This window comes from Nocardia sp. PE-7 (assembly GCF_030486425.1).
Lineage (GTDB): Bacteria > Actinomycetota > Actinomycetes > Mycobacteriales > Mycobacteriaceae > Nocardia > Nocardia salmonicida_A.
Genome location: NZ_CP129614.1, coordinates 4,941,445 through 4,959,137, shown reverse-complemented (window position 1 = coordinate 4,959,137; position 17,693 = coordinate 4,941,445). Strand labels below are relative to the sequence as shown.

The following is a 17,693-nucleotide window of genomic DNA, read 5'->3' as shown; positions in this document are numbered from 1 at the left end:
ATCTGCCAGCCGTCACCGCGCAGGTGAGCCGGTGACGGCTGAACTCATCTGTCTGGACGTCACCCGACTAGTCGAGCGGGCCTGACACGCCCGTTGCCGGGAAGGGCGGCACACCGCGACAGCACGTCATAAGGTGAGTCGGTGACCGATGACAAGTCGAATGACACTCCGAAGTCCGAAGGTTCGGCACCGGCCGGGCAGGGCGCGTCGGCGGCGGGTCGCCCGGTGACCAGCCCGTTCGACTCGCCGACGACGCAGATGCGCAAGCCGGATCCGAAGGACGTTCCGCGTACCGACGAGGACCTCGGTCTCGACCCCGGTGACGAGGTTCCCGGCGCGAGCACCGCCAAAACCGGCCGCGCCGACGGCGAGGACAACGGGTACGCGACGATTCCGCCCGCCTCCGCGGCCTCGGCAGCCACCGTCCGCTTGCAGCGCCGCAACCGGGAGGCCCGCCGCGGCACCCTGGATCTCGGGCTGTTCGTGCTGCGCCTGGTGGTCGGCTACACCTTCATCTACCACGGCCTGCAGAAGCTGACCGGCTGGTTCCACGGCCCCGGCCTCGACGGCACCGAAGCCATGATGGAAAGCGGCGGCTGGGACTACCCGTCCCTGTCGACCGCGCTGGTGATCGCCGGTGAACTCGGCGGCGGCATCCTGCTGGTGATCGGCCTGGCCACCCCGCTCGCCGCGGGCGCGGTCCTGGCCACGATCTTGAACGCGTGGATGTGGAAGCAGGGGATGGTTCCCGGTTTCCAGTACAACGCGGGCACCCCCACCGGCGTCGAACTGGACTCCGTCCTGGCCGGTTCCGCCCTGGCGATCATCCTCACCGGCCCCGGCCGCTGGTCCTTCGACCGCACCCGAGGCTGGGCCACCCGCCCCTCCTACGGCTCCTTCGTAGTGGTCCTACTCGCCGTCGCCGCCGCCATCCTCACCTTCTGGTTCCTCCACGGCGGCAACCCGCTGAAGGGCATCGGCCCGTTCTGATCCGGCTGTCCGCGCCTTTCGGTCAGACCGAGGGGCGCTGGGCGTTGATGACGCGGCCGCCGATGGTGGTGTGGCTGGATGTGCTCACGTGATCAGCGGCTGCGGCGGTGCCGGTTCAGCCAGGTGGGCGGCCATCGTGGCCTGTAGATCGAGGACGAACGCCTCGAACCGCCGCAGCTCCTCGGGGGTGTAGTTGCCCATCACCGTGTCGACCTTCGTGCCGAGCGGACCGAAGAACTCGTCGGCGAGGGTGTGGATGCGCGGTGTGCTGCGCAGCGTGATGACGCGACGGTCGTCGTGCTCTCTGCTGCGCACGATGTGACCCGCTTGTTCGAGCCGGTTCAGCAGTGCGGTGGTCGCGCTGTTGGACAACGAGATCCGTTCACTGAGCCGTGCCGGTGAGAGCGTGCTCCCGCGTTCCTCCGCGGTGAGAATCTCGATCAGGGCCTCGGCGTCAGTGGAGTGCAACCCGAGCCAGGTCGCGAACCGGCGGGTGAACTCCCGATAGTTCGCGCCGTAGGCACGCAGGCCTTCGTCGAGCCGTTCGTGCTGGGCCCGAGCGTCCGTCTGGCTCATAGGTTCCTTTCGCATCGTTTGACATCCTATTGCTCCGAATATACTTTGACCATGGAAATATTCCACCATGGAACTAGGAGTGTGCGATGAGTCAAGAGTCGTCCATCCGCCGATGGCTCGGCTTGATCGCCATCGCCCTCGGCGTGGCGCTGATCGTGGTCGACACCACGATCGTGAACGTGATCATCCCGTCGATCATCAGCGACCTGGATACGGGTTCCACCGAGGCGCAATGGATTCAGGAGTCCTACGCGATCGTCTTCGCGGCCCTGCTGTTGGTGGTCGGCCGGATCGCCGACATGGTCGGGGCGCGCCGGGTGTTCGTCGCCGGTGTCGTGGTGTTCGGTGCGACCAGCATCCTGGCCGGGCTCGCCCCCGACGGGGGACTGCTCGTCATCGCCCGATTCCTGCAGGGTGCTGGCGCGGCGATGATCCTGCCGACCTCCCTGGCCCTGCTCAATGCCAACTTCACGGGTAAAGCCCGTGGTCAGGCCTTCGCGGTGTGGGGTTCCACGATCGGTGCGGCGGCGGCGCTCGGTCCGCTGCTCGGTGGCTGGCTGGCCGAACACGTGTCGTGGCGCTGGGCGTTCGGCATCAATGTGCCGCTGGCCGTGTTGATCGTGGTCGGTGTGCTGGCGTGCATCGCGCCCTCGCCGAAGGTCGCTGGCCGGCTCGATGTGCTCGGGTCGATCCTGTCGGTGCTCGGTCTCGGGCTGCTCGCCTTCGGTCTGGTCGAGGGACGCACCTACGGCTGGATCACCACCATTCATCCGCTGGGCATCGCCGGATTCACCTGGGGGAGTGGGCCTTCACCGGTCGCGGTCGCGCTCGTGCTGAGCGTGCTGGCGTTGGCTGGTTTCGTCGTCAGGCAGGTGCTGTTGCGCCGCGGCGGCAATGCCGACAAGGCGCTGATGGACCTGAGCCTGTTCTCGCTCGCCTCGTTCCGCAACGGCAATATCGCCACCCTGATCATCGGGCTCGGCGAGTTCGGCATCGTCGCGGTGCTGCCGCTGTGGTTGCAGTTCACCCTCGGCTACAGCGCCCTGCAAGCCGGTCTGGCCTTGGTGCCGATCGCCATCGGCAGCTTCATCGCCAGTGGCGCCAGCTTCGGCCTGGCGGGCAAGGCGTCGCCGTTGAACATGGTTCGCCTCGGTCTCGGACTCGAGGTCGTCGGTCTGGCGGCGCTCGGCTTCTTCGCCGCCACCGACAGCTCGTGGTGGTCGATCGCGGTGGTCCTGTGCGTGTACGGCATCGGCGTCGGCTTCGCCACCGCGCAGGTGACCAACGTCGTCCTGGCCGACATCCCCGAAGCCGACAACGGCCAGGCGTCCGGCATCCAGAGCGCGTTCCGCCAACTGGGTTCGGCCCTCGGGATCGCCTTGCTCACCACCATCTTCTTCACCACACTGAGCTCGAGTGTCGATGACGACCTCACCGCCGCCGGCACGCCACCGGCCCAAGCCCAGCAGTACGCCCACGCCATCACCGGCAGCGCGGGCGCGGCGATCGAAGGTTTCGCCGCTCAGCCGGATACCCAAGAGGTAGCCACCGTCGGCCGATCCGCCATGACCGCCGGCGTCAACCTCGGCGCCTACCTGGCCGCGGGCTTCGTCCTGCTCGGCCTCGTGGCCACCGCGCTGATTCCTTCCAGCACCGGGCGCGACGACGAGTCATCAACGACGACAACACAACCCGCGCTCGTCTGACACCAAATATCTGGCCCCGTCGCACATCGTGACGGGGCCAGACCTACTTCGATCGGCGAAAAAACCCCTCATCTCGCAAGAACATGGGTAACTCACCGGGACGGGCTGACCCGACCAACAAGCGCGCCGCCGGTCGCATCAACGACCGGCGGCGCACCTGAGCCCGGCCGAAATACGCGGAGAGGCGGCTGAGCGAGGCGGCTACGGCACGTGCCGGACCGCGCCCTTGTCGGCGGAGGTGGCGAGCGCCGCGTAGGCGCGCAGGGCGGTGGTGACCGTGCGCTCGCGGTTGAGCGGCTGCCACGGACGCTCCGAGGCTTCCATCTTCGCGCGGCGTTCGGCCAGGACCTCGTCGGAGACGAGGACTTCCAGCGCGCGGGTGTGCACATCGATGCGGATGCGGTCACCGTTCTCGACCAGGCCGATCACGCCACCGGACGCGGCCTCGGGCGACACGTGCCCGATCGACAGACCCGAGGTGCCGCCGGAGAAGCGTCCGTCGGTGATCAGCGCGCAGACCTTGCCGAGGCCGAGGCCCTTGAGGAACGACGTCGGGTGCAGCATCTCCTGCATACCCGGACCGCCCGCGGGACCTTCGTAGCGGACCACGACCACGTCACCGGGCTGGATCTTCTTTCCGAGGATCATCGACACCGCCTCCTCCTGCGACTCGACCACCACGGCCGGGCCTTCGAAGGTGAACAGGTCTTCGTCGATGCCCGCGGTCTTGAGGATCGCGCCGTCGGGGGCGATATTGCCGCGCAGCACGCACAGCCCGCCCTCGACGGTGTAGGCGTTCTCGATGTCACGGATGCAGCCGCCCGCGGCATCGGTGTCGAGCGAGGACCAGCGGTTGTCGGTGGAGAACGGTTCCACCGTGCGCACGCCACCGGGGGCGGCGTGGAACAGCTCGACGGCCTCCTCGGAAGCCTTGCCCGAGCGCACATCCCAGGTGTCGAGGTACTCCTCGAACGAGGTGGTGTGCACGGTGGTGACGTCGGTCTCCAGCAGCCCGCCACGACGCAGCTCACCGAGGATGGCGGGGATGCCACCGGCGCGGTGCACGTCTTCCATGTGGTAATCGGAGTTCGGCGACACCTTCGCCAGGCACGGCACCCGACGGCTGATCTCGTCGATGCTCTGCAGATCGAAGTCGATCTCGCCCTCCTGCGCGGCGGCGAGAGTGTGCAGCACGGTGTTGGTCGAGCCGCCCATGGCGACGTCGAGGGCCATCGCGTTGCGGAAAGCCTTGGCGTTGGCCACGTTCCGCGGCAGCACCGAGGCGTCGTCGTCCTGGTACCAGCGCTTGGCGATATCGACGATCACCGTGCCCGCCCGCTCGAACAGCGCACGCCGCGCGGAGTGGGTGGCCAGGGTGGAACCGTTGCCGGGCAACGCGAGTCCGAGCGCCTCGGTCAGGCAGTTCATCGAGTTCGCGGTGAACATGCCCGAACACGAACCACAGGTCGGGCACGCGGACCGTTCGACCTCGTCCAGTCCTTCGTCGGACACGGCCTGGCTCGCGCTCGCGGAGATCGCGGTGATCAGGTCGGTCGGCGCCTGGGCGACACCGTCGACGATCACGGCCTTGCCCGCCTCCATCGGTCCACCGGAGACGAACACGGCGGGGATGTTGAGGCGCATCGCGGCGTTGAGCATGCCGGGAGTGATCTTGTCGCAGTTGGAGATACACACCAGCGCGTCGGCGGTGTGGGCGTTGGCCATGTACTCCACGGAGTCGGCGATGATCTCGCGCGAGGGCAGCGAGTAGAGCATGCCGCCGTGACCCATGGCGATGCCGTCGTCGACGGCGATGGTGTGGAACTCGCGCGCGATGCCACCGGCGGCGGCCACCGCCTCGGCGACGATCTCGCCCATGTTCTTGAGGTGCACGTGACCCGGAACGAACTGCGTGTACGAGTTCGCGATCGCGATGATCGGCTTGCCGAAGTCGGAATCGGTCATGCCGGTCGCGCGCCAGAGCGAGCGCGCGCCCGCGGCATTGCGGCCGATGGTGGTGGTGCGTGAACGAAGCGGTGGCATTGAAGTCCTCGTAGTGTCGCTGGGTGCGTGGCAGGCGTGCGAGCAGGGGGCTGACCTGCGTGGCACGTGCGTGTAAGCGGTGCGTCCGGCAAGCCGCAACGTTACTCCGGCGGGCGATGGTCGCGTCGCGCCGGTGGTAGGTCCGCGGGGGGATGAAACCGGGGCTCGGGGCGGGAGTGTCGCTCCGTGAGGTGTCGCCGCGGTGGTGCCGTCGGCGCGGGGTTGCCCGGTCGCCGTCAGCTTACCGCTACAACGGCCGACGCCGTCGAGCTGATTCCCGCAGTGCCGACGGTCACTGCTCGGACTTCGGCTCCGCGTCCGGTTCGGTCGCCTTCGCTTCGGTCTCGGCCTTCGCGTCGGATTCCGCTTTCGCCGTAGCCCGCTCGGCGGCAAGGCGTTCGGCCTCGGCCGCCTCGGCGGCGGCGAACACATCGGGCAGCCGACCCCCGGACGCCTCGATCAGCTCCCGCAGCCGGTCGTACCCGACCGCGGGCAGCTTCACCTCGGAGTCGTCGTCGAGCCGGGCTCGCACGTAGCCGCGCTTGGGAATGCTGATCCCCTTGACCCGCGCCCAGTCGAGGTGCTTCTTCTTGGTCATCGAGCTCAGGTCCAGCCCGGCCTCGGACACGGTCGTATGCGTGCGCACGACCCACCAGACGGCGATGACCGGGGCCAGCAGCAGCGGCCACAGCGCCACCGGCCACCCGACGAACGGGAAGAACACGCAGAACGCCAGTACCAGCACGCCGATATAGGCCAGCCGGGGAACGCCGATCACGTGCACACCGGGGGTGGGCGTGTCCGTCTTGCGCGGAACCAGCAGCCAGACGATCACCGCGACGGGCACGATCAACCCGATCCGCACCCCCAGCGACCAGTCCTGCACGGTCCCGACGACGACGAAGATCAGGTACGCCAGTACCACCGCGCCGATCGCCGCCAGCCGCCCCGGGCCGACAGCGCGCAGGCCGCCGGGTCGCGACGGGCGACCCGTATCGGTTCCCTCGTCGGTGGTGTGGGACGATTTAGCCGGTGGCACGGACTGATGCGGTGATGACACCCACCTATCCTCGCATCTTGGTACACGGACCCACGCAACCACTCGAGTCCCACAGAATGGGACCGGAGCGGAAAGCCTGTTTGACTCGACGCAGTACGCGCGCCTAACGTCGTACGTGTGATTCGAAACGAGCTCGTAATCGGCCGGCGCGTCCAGCGTCGAGCCTGACTGTCTAGTCAATACGTCAGCTCGCGTTTGCGACGCGCCACCCTCGAACAGCCATGTGCTGGGCGGGGGCTTTTTTGTGTTCGGGCGAATGCCAGCGGCCCTTCCGGGCCAGTCCGAGTCAGAACGAGACAGTGAGGAACCAAGACGGTGAGTGCACCAACCGCACGACCCGGGCCCTCGGCCCGCAGGTCAGCGCCTTCAGCTACCCCCGGTAGTCCGGCTACCGACCCCGCCCGTCGTCAGGTCGCGCCCGAGCGCGTCACCGGCGCCCAGTCGGTGGTCCGGTCGCTCGAAGAGCTCGACGTCGACACGGTATTCGGCATTCCCGGCGGCGCGGTCCTTCCTGTCTACGACCCGCTGTTCGACTCGAAGAAGGTCCGGCACGTCCTGGTGCGCCACGAGCAGGGCGCCGGTCACGCGGCGACCGGTTACGCGCAGGCCTCGGGCAAGGTCGGTGTGTGTATGGCCACATCCGGTCCCGGCGCCACCAACCTGGTGACCCCGCTGGCGGATGCCCAGATGGACTCGGTCCCGATCGTGGCCATCACCGGCCAGGTGCCGTCGAGCCTGGTCGGCACCGACGCGTTCCAGGAAGCCGACATCTCCGGCATCACCATGCCGATCACCAAGCACAACTTCCTGGTCAAGGACGCCGCCGAGATCCCGCGCACCCTGGCCGAGGCGTTCTACCTGGCCGCCTCCGGTCGCCCGGGCGCCGTCCTGGTCGACATCACCAAGGACGCCCTGCAGGCCCAGACCACGTTCTCGTGGCCGCCGGAGATGCGTCTGCCCGGCTACCGCCCGGTCACCAAGCCGCACGGCAAGCAGGTGCGCGAGGCCGCCAGGATGATCCTGGAGGCCAAGCAGCCCGTGCTCTACGTCGGTGGCGGCGTCATCAAGTCCGACGCCTCGGCCGAACTGCTCGAGCTGGCCGAGCTCACCGGCATCCCGGTGGTCACCACCCTGATGGCGCGGGGCGCGTTCCCCGACAGCCACACCCTCAACATGGGCATGCCCGGCATGCACGGCACCGTCGGCGCGGTGGCCGCGCTGCAGAAGTCCGATCTGCTGATCACCCTCGGCGCGCGTTTCGACGACCGTGTCACCGGTCAGCTGGACTCCTTCGCCCCCGACGCGAAGGTCATCCACGCCGACATCGACCCGGCCGAGATCGGCAAGAACCGCCACGCCGACGTCCCGATCGTGGGCGACGCGCGGGAGGTTATCGTCGAGCTGATCGAGACCCTCAAGGCCGATCCGCAGTCCGGTGCCGCGCCGCTGCTGACCCTCACCGAATGGTGGGCCTACCTCAGCGGCATCCGCGAGAACTACCCGCTCGGCTGGAAGACCCCCAGCGACGGCTCGGTCTCGCCGGAGTACGTCATCGAGACCCTCGGCCGGCTCGCGGGGCCCGAGGCCGTCTACTGCGCCGGTGTCGGCCAGCACCAGATGTGGGCCGCGCAGTTCATCAAGTACGAGAACCCGCGCACCTGGCTCAACTCGGGCGGTCTCGGCACCATGGGTTACGCGGTTCCCGCGGCCATGGGCGCCAAGATGGGCGCGCCGGAGAAAGAGGTCTGGGCGGTCGACGGCGACGGCTGCTTCCAGATGACCAACCAGGAACTGGCCACCTGCGCGATCGAGGGCGTGCCGATCAAGGTCGCCCTGATCAACAACGGCAACCTGGGCATGGTCCGCCAGTGGCAGACCCTGTTCTACGAACAGCGCTACTCCAACACCGATCTCGGCACGCACTCCCTGCGTATCCCCGACTTCGTGAAGCTGGCCGAGGCGCTGGGCTGCGTCGGCATCCGGGTGGAGAAGGAGTCCGAGGTCGAGGACGCGATCCGTCAGGCCCAGGCCATCACCGATCGCCCGGTCGTGATCGACTTCATCGTCGGCAAGGACGCCCAGGTCTGGCCGATGGTCGCCTCGGGCACCAGCAACGACGAGATCATGTTCGCCCGCGGTATCCGTCCGCTCTTCGACGAGGACGAGTCGGTGTCAGAACCGGCCGTCATCCACGAGGCGATGGAACGCGAGCAGGCCACCTTCGAGAAGGGCGACGACGAATGAGCACCACCCACACCCTGAGCGTCCTTGTCGAGGACAAGCCGGGCGTGCTGGCGCGAGTCGCGAGCCTGTTCTCGCGCCGTGGCTTCAACATCGAATCCCTCGCCGTCGGTGGCACCGAGATCCCCGAGATCTCGCGCATGACGATCGTCGTCACCGTCGATGATCTGCCGCTCGAGCAGGTCACCAAGCAGCTCAACAAGCTGATCAACGTCATCAAGATCGTGGAGCAGGACGCCGACGCCTCGGTGGCCCGCGAACTGATCCTGGTGAAGGTGCGGGCCGATGCGTCGGTGCGCACGCAGGTGATCGAGGCCGTGCAGTTGTTCCGCGCCAAGGTGATCGACGTCTCGCCCGACGCGCTGACCATCGAGGCCACCGGCACCCGTTCCAAGCTCGACGCGCTGCTGCGCATGGTCGAGCCGTACGGCATCCGCGAGATCGTGCAGTCCGGAGTCGTGGCCGTCGGCCGTGGCCCCAAGTCGATCACCGCGACCCGCTGAGTCGACCTCAGCAACCTCCGCGATAACTTTTCCTGACCATCATTGAAGAAGGGACCAACCAAAGTGGCAGTCGAGATGTTCTACGACGACGACGCTGACCTGTCGATCATCCAGGGCCGCAAGGTCGCCGTGATCGGTTACGGCAGCCAGGGCCACGCGCACTCGCTGAGCCTGCGCGACTCCGGCGTCGACGTCCGCGTCGGCCTGGCCGAGGGCTCGAAGTCTCGCCCGAAGGCCGAAGAGGCCGGTCTGACCGTCGGCACCCCCGCCGAGGTCTCCGCGTGGGCCGACGTGATCATGGTGCTCGCGCCCGACACCGCGCAGGCGTCGATCTTCACCAACGACATCGAGCCCAACCTGAAGGACGGCGACGCGCTGTTCTTCGGCCACGGCCTCAACATCCACTTCGGTCTCGTCAAGGCTCCGGCCGGCGTCACCGTCGCGATGGTCGCCCCCAAGGGCCCCGGCCACCTGGTGCGTCGTCAGTTCGTCGACGGCAAGGGCGTTCCGGCTCTGATCGCTGTCGATCAGGACCCGACCGGCGAGGGCCAGGCGCTGGCGCTGTCCTACGCCAAGGGCATCGGTGGCACCCGCGCCGGCGTCATCAAGACCACCTTCAAGGAAGAGACCGAGACCGACCTCTTCGGTGAGCAGGCCGTGCTCTGCGGTGGCACCGAGGAACTGGTCAAGATCGGTTTCGAGGTCATGGTCGAGGCGGGCTACGCCCCCGAGATGGCCTACTTCGAGGTCCTGCACGAGCTCAAGCTGATCGTCGACCTGATGTACGAAGGCGGCATCGCCCGCATGAACTACTCGGTCTCCGACACCGCCGAGTTCGGTGGCTACCTGTCGGGCCCGCGCGTCATCGACGCCGGCACCAAGGAGCGCATGAAGGCGATCCTGACCGACATCCAGGACGGCACCTTCGTCAAGCGCCTCGTCGCCAACGTCGAAGGCGGCAACAAGGAGCTCGAGGGTCTGCGCAAGGAGAACGCCGAGCACCCCATCGAGGTCACCGGCGCCAAGCTGCGCGGCCTGATGAGCTGGGTCGACCGCCCGATCACCGAAACCGCCTAAGGTTTCACCGCGTCCCGAAAGGCCCGTTCGCCACGCGCGAGCGGGCCTTTCGGCTCGCTGACGTAACCTTGTCGTGTGACGGAACAAACACCGGCTCAGCGACTTCGGCTCGCTCTGGAGATGTCGGAATTCGGCGTGCAGATGTACCGAACACGGATGCGCCGGATGTACCCGAATGCGTCCTCGACCGAGATCGCGGACAAAGTCGCATCCTGGCTCCTATCCCGGTCGAGCGTTGAAGACGCAGCTGGTCGGCCATCCGCCAGGTTTGCGTGAACGCCCTCGAATCAGCGCTGCGGCGTGCGCGCGCCGACATCGACAACCTGGGTTACCGCTGGGCCCTCGTCGGAGGCTTCGCGGTCTCGGCCCGCTCGATTCCCCGATTCACCCATGACATCGACCTCGCGGTCGCCGTAGCCGATGATGGCGACGCGGAAGCACTGGTGCGCAGCATGTTCGATGCGGGCTACACCATGTACGCGTCCGTCGAACACGACAACGGACGACTCGCCACGATACGCCTGCGAAGAAACTTCGACGGTGTCCCCGTTCTGGTCGATCTGCTCTTCGCGAGTTCAGGAATCGAGCACGAGATAGCCGCCGCTGCCGACGAGATCGAGATCGTCCCCGACCTCAGTCTGCCGGTGGCGACGACCGGACACTTGATCGCTCTCAAACTGCTCTCTCGTGATGACGCGACGCGTCCGCAAGATCTCGCCGATCTGCGTGAGTTGCTGAGCGTCGCCACCGAGGGCGACATCTCGATAGCTCGTTCGGCTGTGCGTCTGATAACCGAACGCGGCTTCGACCGAGACCGCGACCTGGGGTCGAGTCTCGATGCCCTGCTCGCATCCTGAAGCCCGCGCATCCCTACTACTCATTGGTCATCGCGGCACTCACGAGCTCGAGGGTCTGTGCAAGGAGAACGCCGAGCACCCCATCGAGGTCACCGGCGCCAAGCTGCGCGGCCTGATGAGCTGGGTCGACCGCCCGATCACCGAAACCGCGTAAGGTTTCATCGCGTCTCGAAAGGCCCGTTCGCCACGTGCGAGCGGGCCTTTCGGCATGCTGACGTAGCCTGGTGGTGTGACGGAACCAACACCGGCCCAACGATTTCGGCTCGAGTCGACGAGGGTGGGTGTGTCATCCGCGTCACGGATCTGAACCCTGTGCCTTCGGCCGACCTCGGCGGCGGCGATCTCGCGATTCCGTTCGAGCTGCCCGACGGCGATGTCGGCTTCATCTGGGGCGACTCGTTCTCCGGGGACGGCCCGTACGGCCCACCGATGGGCGGCATCGGGAACTGGCGTTCCCCCATCATCACGCGCACGTCGCAGCGCGACCCCGCCGAGCCGATCGTCATGGCCACCGCGCCGGGCACCGACGGCCGCCAGCTGTGGGACTACCAGCACGACAACGCCGAATACTCCACCGTCCTGCCCTGCGACGCGATGACCGTCGACGGCCGGATCTACCTGTGGGTCATGTACACCCAGGGCCTGGGCAACGAGAAGTGGTGCGAGGTCTGGACATCCGACGACAGCGGCATCACCTGGGCGCGCAGCGGTTCGAAGTTCTGGTGCGGCGCCTTCGCCGGCAAGCGGGTCATGATCTCCTGGGCCAAGGACCCGCACAGCGACTGGGTGCACATCATCTCCACCGGCGGCCTGGCCAGGAACAAGGACATGCTGTTGTGGCGCGCGACGGTCGAGGGCCTGTCCGATCCCCACGCCTGGCAGGGCTGGGGCTGGGACGGCGACAACTGGGCCTGGAACCGTGAGCCCACGCCGATCCTGCCCGGTTGGCGATTCGGCGAGATCTGCCTGCGCTATGTCGAGAACAGGGCCGTGATCTCCGGATTCGACGCGGGGGACTACTCGATCTTCGTCAAGGTCGGCGACCGGATCGACAACACGAACTGGATCACGACCCACACCCACCGGCCGATCACCGGGATGCCGCGCGGAGTCGACACCGTCCCGCGCCTCTACGGCGGCTACATACACCCCTACAGCAGGCTCGAGGACGGCAAGTTCACCCTCATCGTCTCCGAGTGGGCGCAGAACGGGGATCCCTATCGGGCGACCCAGTTCACCTGCACCGGGATTCGCCGAAAGGTGCTGGTCCCGGTACCCGACCCCGAACCGACGCCCGAGCCTCGGCCGACTCCACCACCGGACCCGCACCGAACCTGGTGGCAGGAACTCGTCCGCCGAGTTGACGAGTGGCGCAGGCGGCTCGGTCGGTAGCGCCACCCCTCGTGGTCGGCGGTCGATAGCTGGGCGGTGGCACACTCTGTCACCGCATGGTTATCCGCTGGTCCTTGCCGTAGCGGCCCGGTAGCGCGAGACTTGCTCGATGACGACGGTTGAGGATTTCGATCGGCAGGCGGCGGAGGTCGGCAAAGCGGCGCGGAAGCGGATTTCTCGTAGCGCGTTGGGGGAGTGGAAACCGGAGCCGGGGCGGGAGGACCCGGTGGAGATTCTGCAGAAGCAGAACGCGCAGCGGGTGCAGAGCCTGGTGCCGATCCGGATGGCGCGAATGGCGGTGTCGCCGTTCACCTTTCTGCGCGGTGCCGCGGCCGTCATGGCTTACGACCTGGGGAGCGGTCCCGATACCGGGCTCATCACGCAACTGTGCGGCGACGCGCACCTGTCGAACTTCGGGCTCTTCGGAACTCCTGAACGCAATCTCGTGTTCGATGTGAACGACTTCGACGAGACGCTGCCCGGCCCGTTCGAGTGGGACGTCAAACGCCTGGTCGCCAGTGTCACGGTCGCGGCGCTCACCAACGGATGCTCCGATGAGGACGCGGCATCGGCGGCGGAGGTGACCGCCCGCGGCTATCGCGAGGGCATCGAGGCGATGACAGAGCAGGACAGTCTCGAGATCTGGTACGACCGGGTCGACTCCGACAAGGTCCTCGAGCTGGTCCAGAAGAAGAAGGGCCGCAAGCTGGCCGAGAAGACGATCGCCTCGGCCAAGAAGCGCACCAGCCTGCAAGCGCTGGACAAACTCACCGAACCCGACGCCGACGGCATTCCGCGGATCAAGAATCAGCCGCCGCTGCTGGTACCCATCACCTCCCCTGACGCGGCGACCGTGAAGACGCTGTTCGCCGAATACCGGCGCACCCTGCCCGACCACATGCGCGTGCTGCTCAACCGCTACGCCTTCGTCGAGGCTGCCGTGAAGGTCGTCGGGGTCGGCAGTGTCGGCACCCGATGCTTCATCGCGCTGCTGATGGACAAGGAGTCCGGCGCTCCGCTGTTCCTGCAGTTGAAGGAAGCCGACACCTCGGTGCTGGCGCCGTATCAGAAGGCGAGCCGATACAAGCATCAGGGACATCGCGTCGTCGCCGGTCAGCGCTTGATGCAGGCGTCGAGCGACATCTTCCTCGGCTGGGCCACCGGCCCCGAGGGCGTGCATCACTACTGGCGTCAGTTCCGCGACATGAAAGGTTCTGTCGATATCGAGAATCTCTCCCACCGGCAACTGTCCAACTACGGTGCCCTCTGCGGCGGCGTGCTGGCTCGTGCCCACTGCCGCTCCGGCGATCCGCTGGCCATCGACGCCTACATCGGCGGCAGTGAGAAGTTCGACACGGCACTGAGCGATTTCGCGATGTCGTACGCGGACCAGACGATGGCCGACTATCGACTGCTGATGGCCGCGATCGCGGACGGTCAGGTGAAAGTCGCCGACAACCCGTATTGATCGGCCTGTTTCGGAGCCGACCGGTACAGCGCGATGCCGATCGCGAACAACCACAGCATGGTGAGCCCGCCGACGGTCGCCGTGGTGCCCCACCCGTTGGCCGCGTAGAAGTCGGCCGGGGTGTTCCCGAAGAACAGCGACGGCACGAACGCGAAGTTCACCGCCGCGAGCGCACAGCTGGTCACGATGCACCAGCGGGGCAGCAGCCGTGCGGCCGCGATGGCGAAGGCCACGAGGAACAGTCCCTCCAGCAGTCGCGAGACGGTTCCGTACAGGATGTAGGTCCCGGTGACGGTGATGGTGGGGTCGATCGGTTCGGGCGCCGCGATCACCGCACCGACCTCGAGGCCGGTCGACACGAGAACGACGGTGAGCCAGGCGGTTCCGGCCGCGGCGGCCAGCGACCCGAACCACTCACGTTCCGGGTCACGATGTCGCACCACGGCGGCGAGCCCGCTCATGAACACCACGAACAGCGTGACGCCGATCAGTCCGAGCAGGCATCGGGTGAGCACATTCGCGTCCGGCGGTGCCCCCGAGTACACGAAGTACAGCGGTAGTTCGATCAGCGTGCAGCCGGCTCCGGCGAAGGCGGCTGCTCCGGTGATGCGCTGAATCTGGTTGATGTCCACGGTCATTCGCCCCTCGCCTCCGAGCTGTCCCGCTCGGTCGAAATTAGTATAAGACTTAAACTATAACCCCTATGTTAAGTTGGGGGAACCCCGAACGAATGAGGAGACGGTGACCAGCAAGCAGCCCGGTCCGGCTCGACCGCGCGTCGGACGTCCGGCCGAACTGGACGCGGACCGCATCGTCGCTACGGCCATCGCGCTCGCCGATCGCGAAGGTCTGCGCGCCGCTTCGCTGACGAAAGTGGCTGCCGCGCTGGATGTCACGCCGATGTCGCTCTATCGCCACATCGGCTCGAAAGACGGCCTCACCGACTTGATGGCTGACACTGCCTTCGGCCCGCCGCCCGTTACCGGTCCGGCCTGGCGCCCCGCTCTGCGAGAGTGGGCGACGGGTCAGCGAACGGTGTTCGCCCGTCACCCGTGGCTGACCCAGATCCCCATCACGGGTCCGCCCCAGGGTCTCAACGCCCTGGCGTGGATGAACGCCGGTCTCGCCGCCTTGCGGGAGACCCAGCTGGACTGGGGCGCCAAAATCGGCGCGATCACCGTGATCGGCGGCTACGTCCGTCAGGCCTTCGTCACCGACCGTCACATGGCCGAGCAGCGCGGCGCCGAACAGCGCAGCGAGGCTCAATCCCTCGACGTGTACCAGCGTGACGTGTCGACCCTCGACCTGTCTGGCCTACCGGAGATCGCCGCCCTCTTCGCGGATCAGGCTTTTGCCGAGGTGCCCCCGGACGAAGAATCGGCGGCGGGCGATTTCGCCTTCGGTCTCGACCTCATCCTGGACGGCGTCGCCGCCGCGGTCGCCACGGCCGACACGGGGCGGTCGTAGTCACCGGGACTCGCGTCGCCGCCGTGTGGGCGGCAGTGGATACACTCATTACCGATGAGTAACTTCTTTTCCTCGGTGGACCAGGTAACCGACCGGCTGACGGCCGCCGGCTACCTGCCGTCCCTCGATGTCGCGACCGCGGTCTTCCTCGCCGACCGCCTCGGTAAGCCCTTGCTGATCGAGGGACCGGCGGGCGTCGGCAAGACCGAGCTCGCCAAGGCTGTCGCCGCCGCGGTGCGCGCCGAGCTCATCCGCCTGCAGTGCTACGAGGGCGTGGACGAGGCCCGTGCCCTGTACGAGTGGAACCACGCCAAGCAGCTGCTCCGGATCACCGCCACCTCCGGCGAGGACTGGGACAGCACCCGCGACCACGTCTTCACCGAGGAATTCCTGCTCGCCCGCCCGCTGCTGGCAGCCATCCGCAACCCCGACCCCACGGTCCTGCTCATCGACGAGCTCGACAAGGCCGACGTGGAACTCGAGGGCCTGCTGCTGGAAGTCCTCGGCGACTTCCAGGTGAGCATCCCCGAACTCGGCACCGTCACCGCCGTCCGCAAGCCCTTCGTCATCCTCACTTCCAACGCCCACCGCGACCTGTCCGAAGCGCTGAAGCGTCGCTGCCTGTATCTCCATATCGACTATCCGACAGCCGAATTGGAGAAGGCGATCGTCGCGCTCAAAGTCCCCGAGCTGGACGCGGCGCTGGCCGAACCGGTGGTGGCGACGGTGAGCGCGCTCCGGCAGCTCTCCCTGCGCAAGGCGCCCTCGATCGCCGAAACCGTCGACTGGGCAAAGACTTTGGTCGTCTTGGGAACGCGGACGCTGACCGGCGGTGTGGTCCGCTCGACACTCGGGGTGCTGCTGAAGTACCAGTCGGACCATCGTATCGCCATCGATCGGCTCGGTCTCGACGACCAGGCGGACGGCAGCGCGCGGTGATGAGCCCCGCGCGCGTCGTTCCCACGAGCGCTCGGCTCGTCGATTTCGTCACCCTGCTGCGCGAGCACAATATTCACGCGGGCCCCAGCGAAACCATCGATGCGGCAGCCGCGATCGTAGCCCTCGGTGATGCCGACCCCCGCGTCCTGCGCGCGGGCCTGGCCGCCTGTCTGCTCCGCCGCAACGGCCAACGCAAAGTCTTCGATCAACTCTTCGACCTGTACTTCCTCGGCGTCTCGCTGCCGCCCGCGCGACCGAGCGAGAACGCCGAAGACCTGCGCGAACGTCTGCTCGCCACCCTCGTCCAGGGTGAGGACACCGCCGAACTGGCCCGCGAAGCACTCGATACCTTCGGCGCCTACGGCGGTGCGGGGGAGAGCGCGGGCCGGGTCACCCAGGCGTCCGGTGCGGGTTGGTCCTCCTACCTGACCATGAAATCGCTACGCCCGGATGAGATCTCCGAGCAGCTCGCCCGAACCATGGGGGGTACAGGGCAGTTCGACACAGCGGTGCGCACCATCGAGGCCCGCCGCCGCGTCGACCGCTTCCGTACCGATGTGCAAACCGAGGCGCGTCTGCGCTCGGCCGAATTGCGCGGCACCGACTACATCGCCCGCCGCGGCGTCGAGAATTCGGCGGACCGCACGGATTTCCTCGGCGCCCGCGAACAGGACCTCGCCGAGATGCGCCGCCTCGTGCACCCACTGGCCCGCAAGCTCGCCACCCGACTGGCGGTGCGTCGCAAGAAGGCGGTCCGCGGCCAGATCGATCTGCGCCGCACCCTGCGTCGTTCCATGGCCACCGGGGGTGTCCCGGTCGATCCGGTACTGCGCGCCCGCAAGCGCGGGCGCCCCGATCTCGTTGTGCTGGCCGATGTTTCGGGCTCGGTCAGTGGCTTCGCCGAATTCACCCTGCAATTGGTGCAGGCCCTGCAGGACCAGTTCAGCAAGGTTCGCAGCTTCGGCTTCGTCGACACCTGCGCCGAGATCACCCAGTACTTCACCCCCGGCGAACCGCCACCGCCGGGCTTCGCGCAGAACATCGTGCGCGACGGCGGCGTAGCCCGGTTCGGATCCAGCAATTACGGTGAGGTCCTCCAGGGTTTCGTCGACCACTACCTCGACGCGGTCGGCCCACGCACCTGCGTGCTGATCCTCGGTGACGCCCGCACCAACCGCACCGACCCGAATCTCGCCGCGCTGCAGGCGATCACCGAGCGCGCCAAGGCGGTCTACTGGCTCAACCCGGAGCCGTCGCGCTCGTGGTCGACCGGCGACTCGGCCGCCGAGGACTACACCGAGATCGTCACCATGCACGAATGCCGCAACGTCGCCCAGCTCGCCGAGGTGATCGGCAGACTGCTGCCCGCCTGAT

Annotated in this window: 16 protein-coding genes and 1 pseudogene; 13 read left to right on the top strand and 4 right to left on the bottom strand. The window is 67.3% G+C overall.

Features of this window, described 5'->3' with window-relative positions; genetic code table 11:
- Positions 1–141: 141 nt before the first annotated feature.
- Positions 142–990 (top strand): DoxX family protein, encoded by an 849-nt coding sequence (locus QX204_RS23380; RefSeq protein WP_301902330.1) that lies wholly within the window; start codon positions 142–144, stop codon positions 988–990.
- A gap of 84 nt (positions 991–1,074) precedes the next feature.
- Here the strand turns inward: QX204_RS23380 and QX204_RS23375 are convergent, their stop codons facing one another.
- Positions 1,075–1,566: a MarR family winged helix-turn-helix transcriptional regulator gene (locus QX204_RS23375; protein WP_301902329.1), complete on the bottom strand. Its 492-nt coding sequence runs from the start codon at positions 1,564–1,566 to the stop codon at positions 1,075–1,077.
- Between the two features lie 86 nt (positions 1,567–1,652).
- On the opposite strand from QX204_RS23375, the gene QX204_RS23370 reads away from it, so the two are divergent.
- A complete protein-coding gene (locus tag QX204_RS23370; RefSeq protein ID WP_301902328.1) occupies positions 1,653–3,272 on the top strand; it encodes a DHA2 family efflux MFS transporter permease subunit in 1,620 nt (539 codons plus the stop codon).
- Between the two features lie 201 nt (positions 3,273–3,473).
- Here QX204_RS23370 and ilvD read toward each other — a convergent pair whose 3' ends face one another.
- Together ilvD and QX204_RS23360 are read right to left on the bottom strand one after the other, a co-directional pair.
- The gene (gene ilvD, locus QX204_RS23365; protein WP_301902327.1) at positions 3,474–5,315 is read right to left on the bottom strand and encodes a dihydroxy-acid dehydratase; all 1,842 of its coding nucleotides are present in this window, start codon (positions 5,313–5,315) and stop codon (positions 3,474–3,476) included.
- Between the two features lie 292 nt (positions 5,316–5,607).
- Positions 5,608–6,375, bottom strand: coding sequence for a PH domain-containing protein (locus QX204_RS23360; RefSeq protein WP_301902326.1), 768 nt, complete (start codon positions 6,373–6,375; stop codon positions 5,608–5,610).
- Positions 6,376–6,690: 315 nt separating this feature from the next.
- On the opposite strand from QX204_RS23360, the gene QX204_RS23355 reads away from it, so the two are divergent.
- The 8 genes and pseudogenes from QX204_RS23355 to QX204_RS23325 all read left to right on the top strand — a co-directional run bounded on the left by QX204_RS23355 (position 6,691) and on the right by QX204_RS23325 (position 13,913).
- On the top strand, positions 6,691–8,619 hold the full coding sequence (locus QX204_RS23355) for an acetolactate synthase large subunit (RefSeq protein WP_301902325.1): 1,929 nt from the start codon (positions 6,691–6,693) through the stop codon (positions 8,617–8,619).
- A complete protein-coding gene (ilvN, locus tag QX204_RS23350; protein WP_019048314.1) occupies positions 8,616–9,119 on the top strand; it encodes an acetolactate synthase small subunit in 504 nt (167 codons plus the stop codon). The genes QX204_RS23355 and ilvN overlap by 4 nt, the downstream gene beginning before the upstream one ends.
- Before the next feature lie 75 nt (positions 9,120–9,194).
- Positions 9,195–10,196, top strand: coding sequence for a ketol-acid reductoisomerase (gene ilvC, locus QX204_RS23345; protein WP_174551969.1), 1,002 nt, complete (start codon positions 9,195–9,197; stop codon positions 10,194–10,196).
- Positions 10,197–10,316: 120 nt separating this feature from the next.
- Positions 10,317–10,472 carry a hypothetical protein gene (locus QX204_RS34470; protein ID WP_367620143.1) on the top strand — a complete coding sequence of 52 codons (156 nt, stop codon included), beginning with the start codon at positions 10,317–10,319 and terminating at the stop codon, positions 10,470–10,472.
- A complete protein-coding gene (locus QX204_RS23340; RefSeq protein WP_301902324.1) occupies positions 10,469–11,053 on the top strand; it encodes a nucleotidyl transferase AbiEii/AbiGii toxin family protein in 585 nt (194 codons plus the stop codon). The genes QX204_RS34470 and QX204_RS23340 overlap by 4 nt, the downstream gene beginning before the upstream one ends.
- A 43-nt stretch (positions 11,054–11,096) precedes the next feature.
- Positions 11,097–11,207 (top strand): annotated as a pseudogene (locus tag QX204_RS23335) (ketol-acid reductoisomerase); the annotation flags it as partial.
- Between the two features lie 158 nt (positions 11,208–11,365).
- The gene (locus QX204_RS23330; RefSeq protein ID WP_301902322.1) at positions 11,366–12,445 is read left to right on the top strand and encodes a DUF4185 domain-containing protein; all 1,080 of its coding nucleotides are present in this window, start codon (positions 11,366–11,368) and stop codon (positions 12,443–12,445) included.
- Between the two features lie 109 nt (positions 12,446–12,554).
- Entirely contained in the window at positions 12,555–13,913 is a 1,359-nt protein-coding gene (locus QX204_RS23325; RefSeq protein ID WP_301902320.1) for a DUF2252 domain-containing protein, read from the top strand.
- Here QX204_RS23325 and QX204_RS23320 read toward each other — a convergent pair.
- Complete coding sequence (locus tag QX204_RS23320; protein WP_301902318.1) at positions 13,883–14,551, bottom strand: hypothetical protein; 669 nt, start codon at positions 14,549–14,551, stop codon at positions 13,883–13,885. The genes QX204_RS23325 and QX204_RS23320 overlap by 31 nt on opposite strands.
- A gap of 103 nt (positions 14,552–14,654) precedes the next feature.
- Between QX204_RS23320 and QX204_RS23315 the strand changes: the two genes are divergently transcribed.
- The 3 genes from QX204_RS23315 to QX204_RS23305 are packed head-to-tail and all read left to right on the top strand — an operon-like array spanning position 14,655 to position 17,692.
- Complete coding sequence (locus QX204_RS23315; RefSeq protein WP_301902316.1) at positions 14,655–15,380, top strand: TetR/AcrR family transcriptional regulator; 726 nt, start codon at positions 14,655–14,657, stop codon at positions 15,378–15,380.
- A 54-nt stretch (positions 15,381–15,434) separates the two neighbouring features.
- Positions 15,435–16,319 carry an AAA family ATPase gene (locus QX204_RS23310; protein ID WP_301902315.1) on the top strand — a complete coding sequence of 295 codons (885 nt, stop codon included), beginning with the start codon at positions 15,435–15,437 and terminating at the stop codon, positions 16,317–16,319.
- On the top strand, positions 16,319–17,692 hold the full coding sequence (locus tag QX204_RS23305) for a vWA domain-containing protein (RefSeq protein ID WP_301902314.1): 1,374 nt from the start codon (positions 16,319–16,321) through the stop codon (positions 17,690–17,692). Before QX204_RS23310 ends, QX204_RS23305 begins: the two co-directional genes overlap by 1 nt.
- Position 17,693: the final 1 nt, after the last annotated feature.

Coding starts and splice junctions, on each gene's coding strand:
- QX204_RS23375 (WP_301902329.1), bottom strand. CDS start 1,566: ATGAGCCAGACGGACGCTCGGGCCCAGCACGAACGGCTCGACGAAGGC.
- QX204_RS23370 (WP_301902328.1), top strand. CDS start 1,653: ATGAGTCAAGAGTCGTCCATCCGCCGATGGCTCGGCTTGATCGCCATC.
- ilvD (WP_301902327.1), bottom strand. CDS start 5,315: ATGCCACCGCTTCGTTCACGCACCACCACCATCGGCCGCAATGCCGCG.
- ilvN (WP_019048314.1), top strand. CDS start 8,616: ATGAGCACCACCCACACCCTGAGCGTCCTTGTCGAGGACAAGCCGGGC.
- ilvC (WP_174551969.1), top strand. CDS start 9,195: ATGTTCTACGACGACGACGCTGACCTGTCGATCATCCAGGGCCGCAAG.
- QX204_RS34470 (WP_367620143.1), top strand. CDS start 10,317: ATGTCGGAATTCGGCGTGCAGATGTACCGAACACGGATGCGCCGGATG.
- QX204_RS23325 (WP_301902320.1), top strand. CDS start 12,555: ATGACGACGGTTGAGGATTTCGATCGGCAGGCGGCGGAGGTCGGCAAA.
- QX204_RS23320 (WP_301902318.1), bottom strand. CDS start 14,551: ATGACCGTGGACATCAACCAGATTCAGCGCATCACCGGAGCAGCCGCC.
- QX204_RS23310 (WP_301902315.1), top strand. CDS start 15,435: ATGAGTAACTTCTTTTCCTCGGTGGACCAGGTAACCGACCGGCTGACG.
- QX204_RS23305 (WP_301902314.1), top strand. CDS start 16,319: ATGAGCCCCGCGCGCGTCGTTCCCACGAGCGCTCGGCTCGTCGATTTC.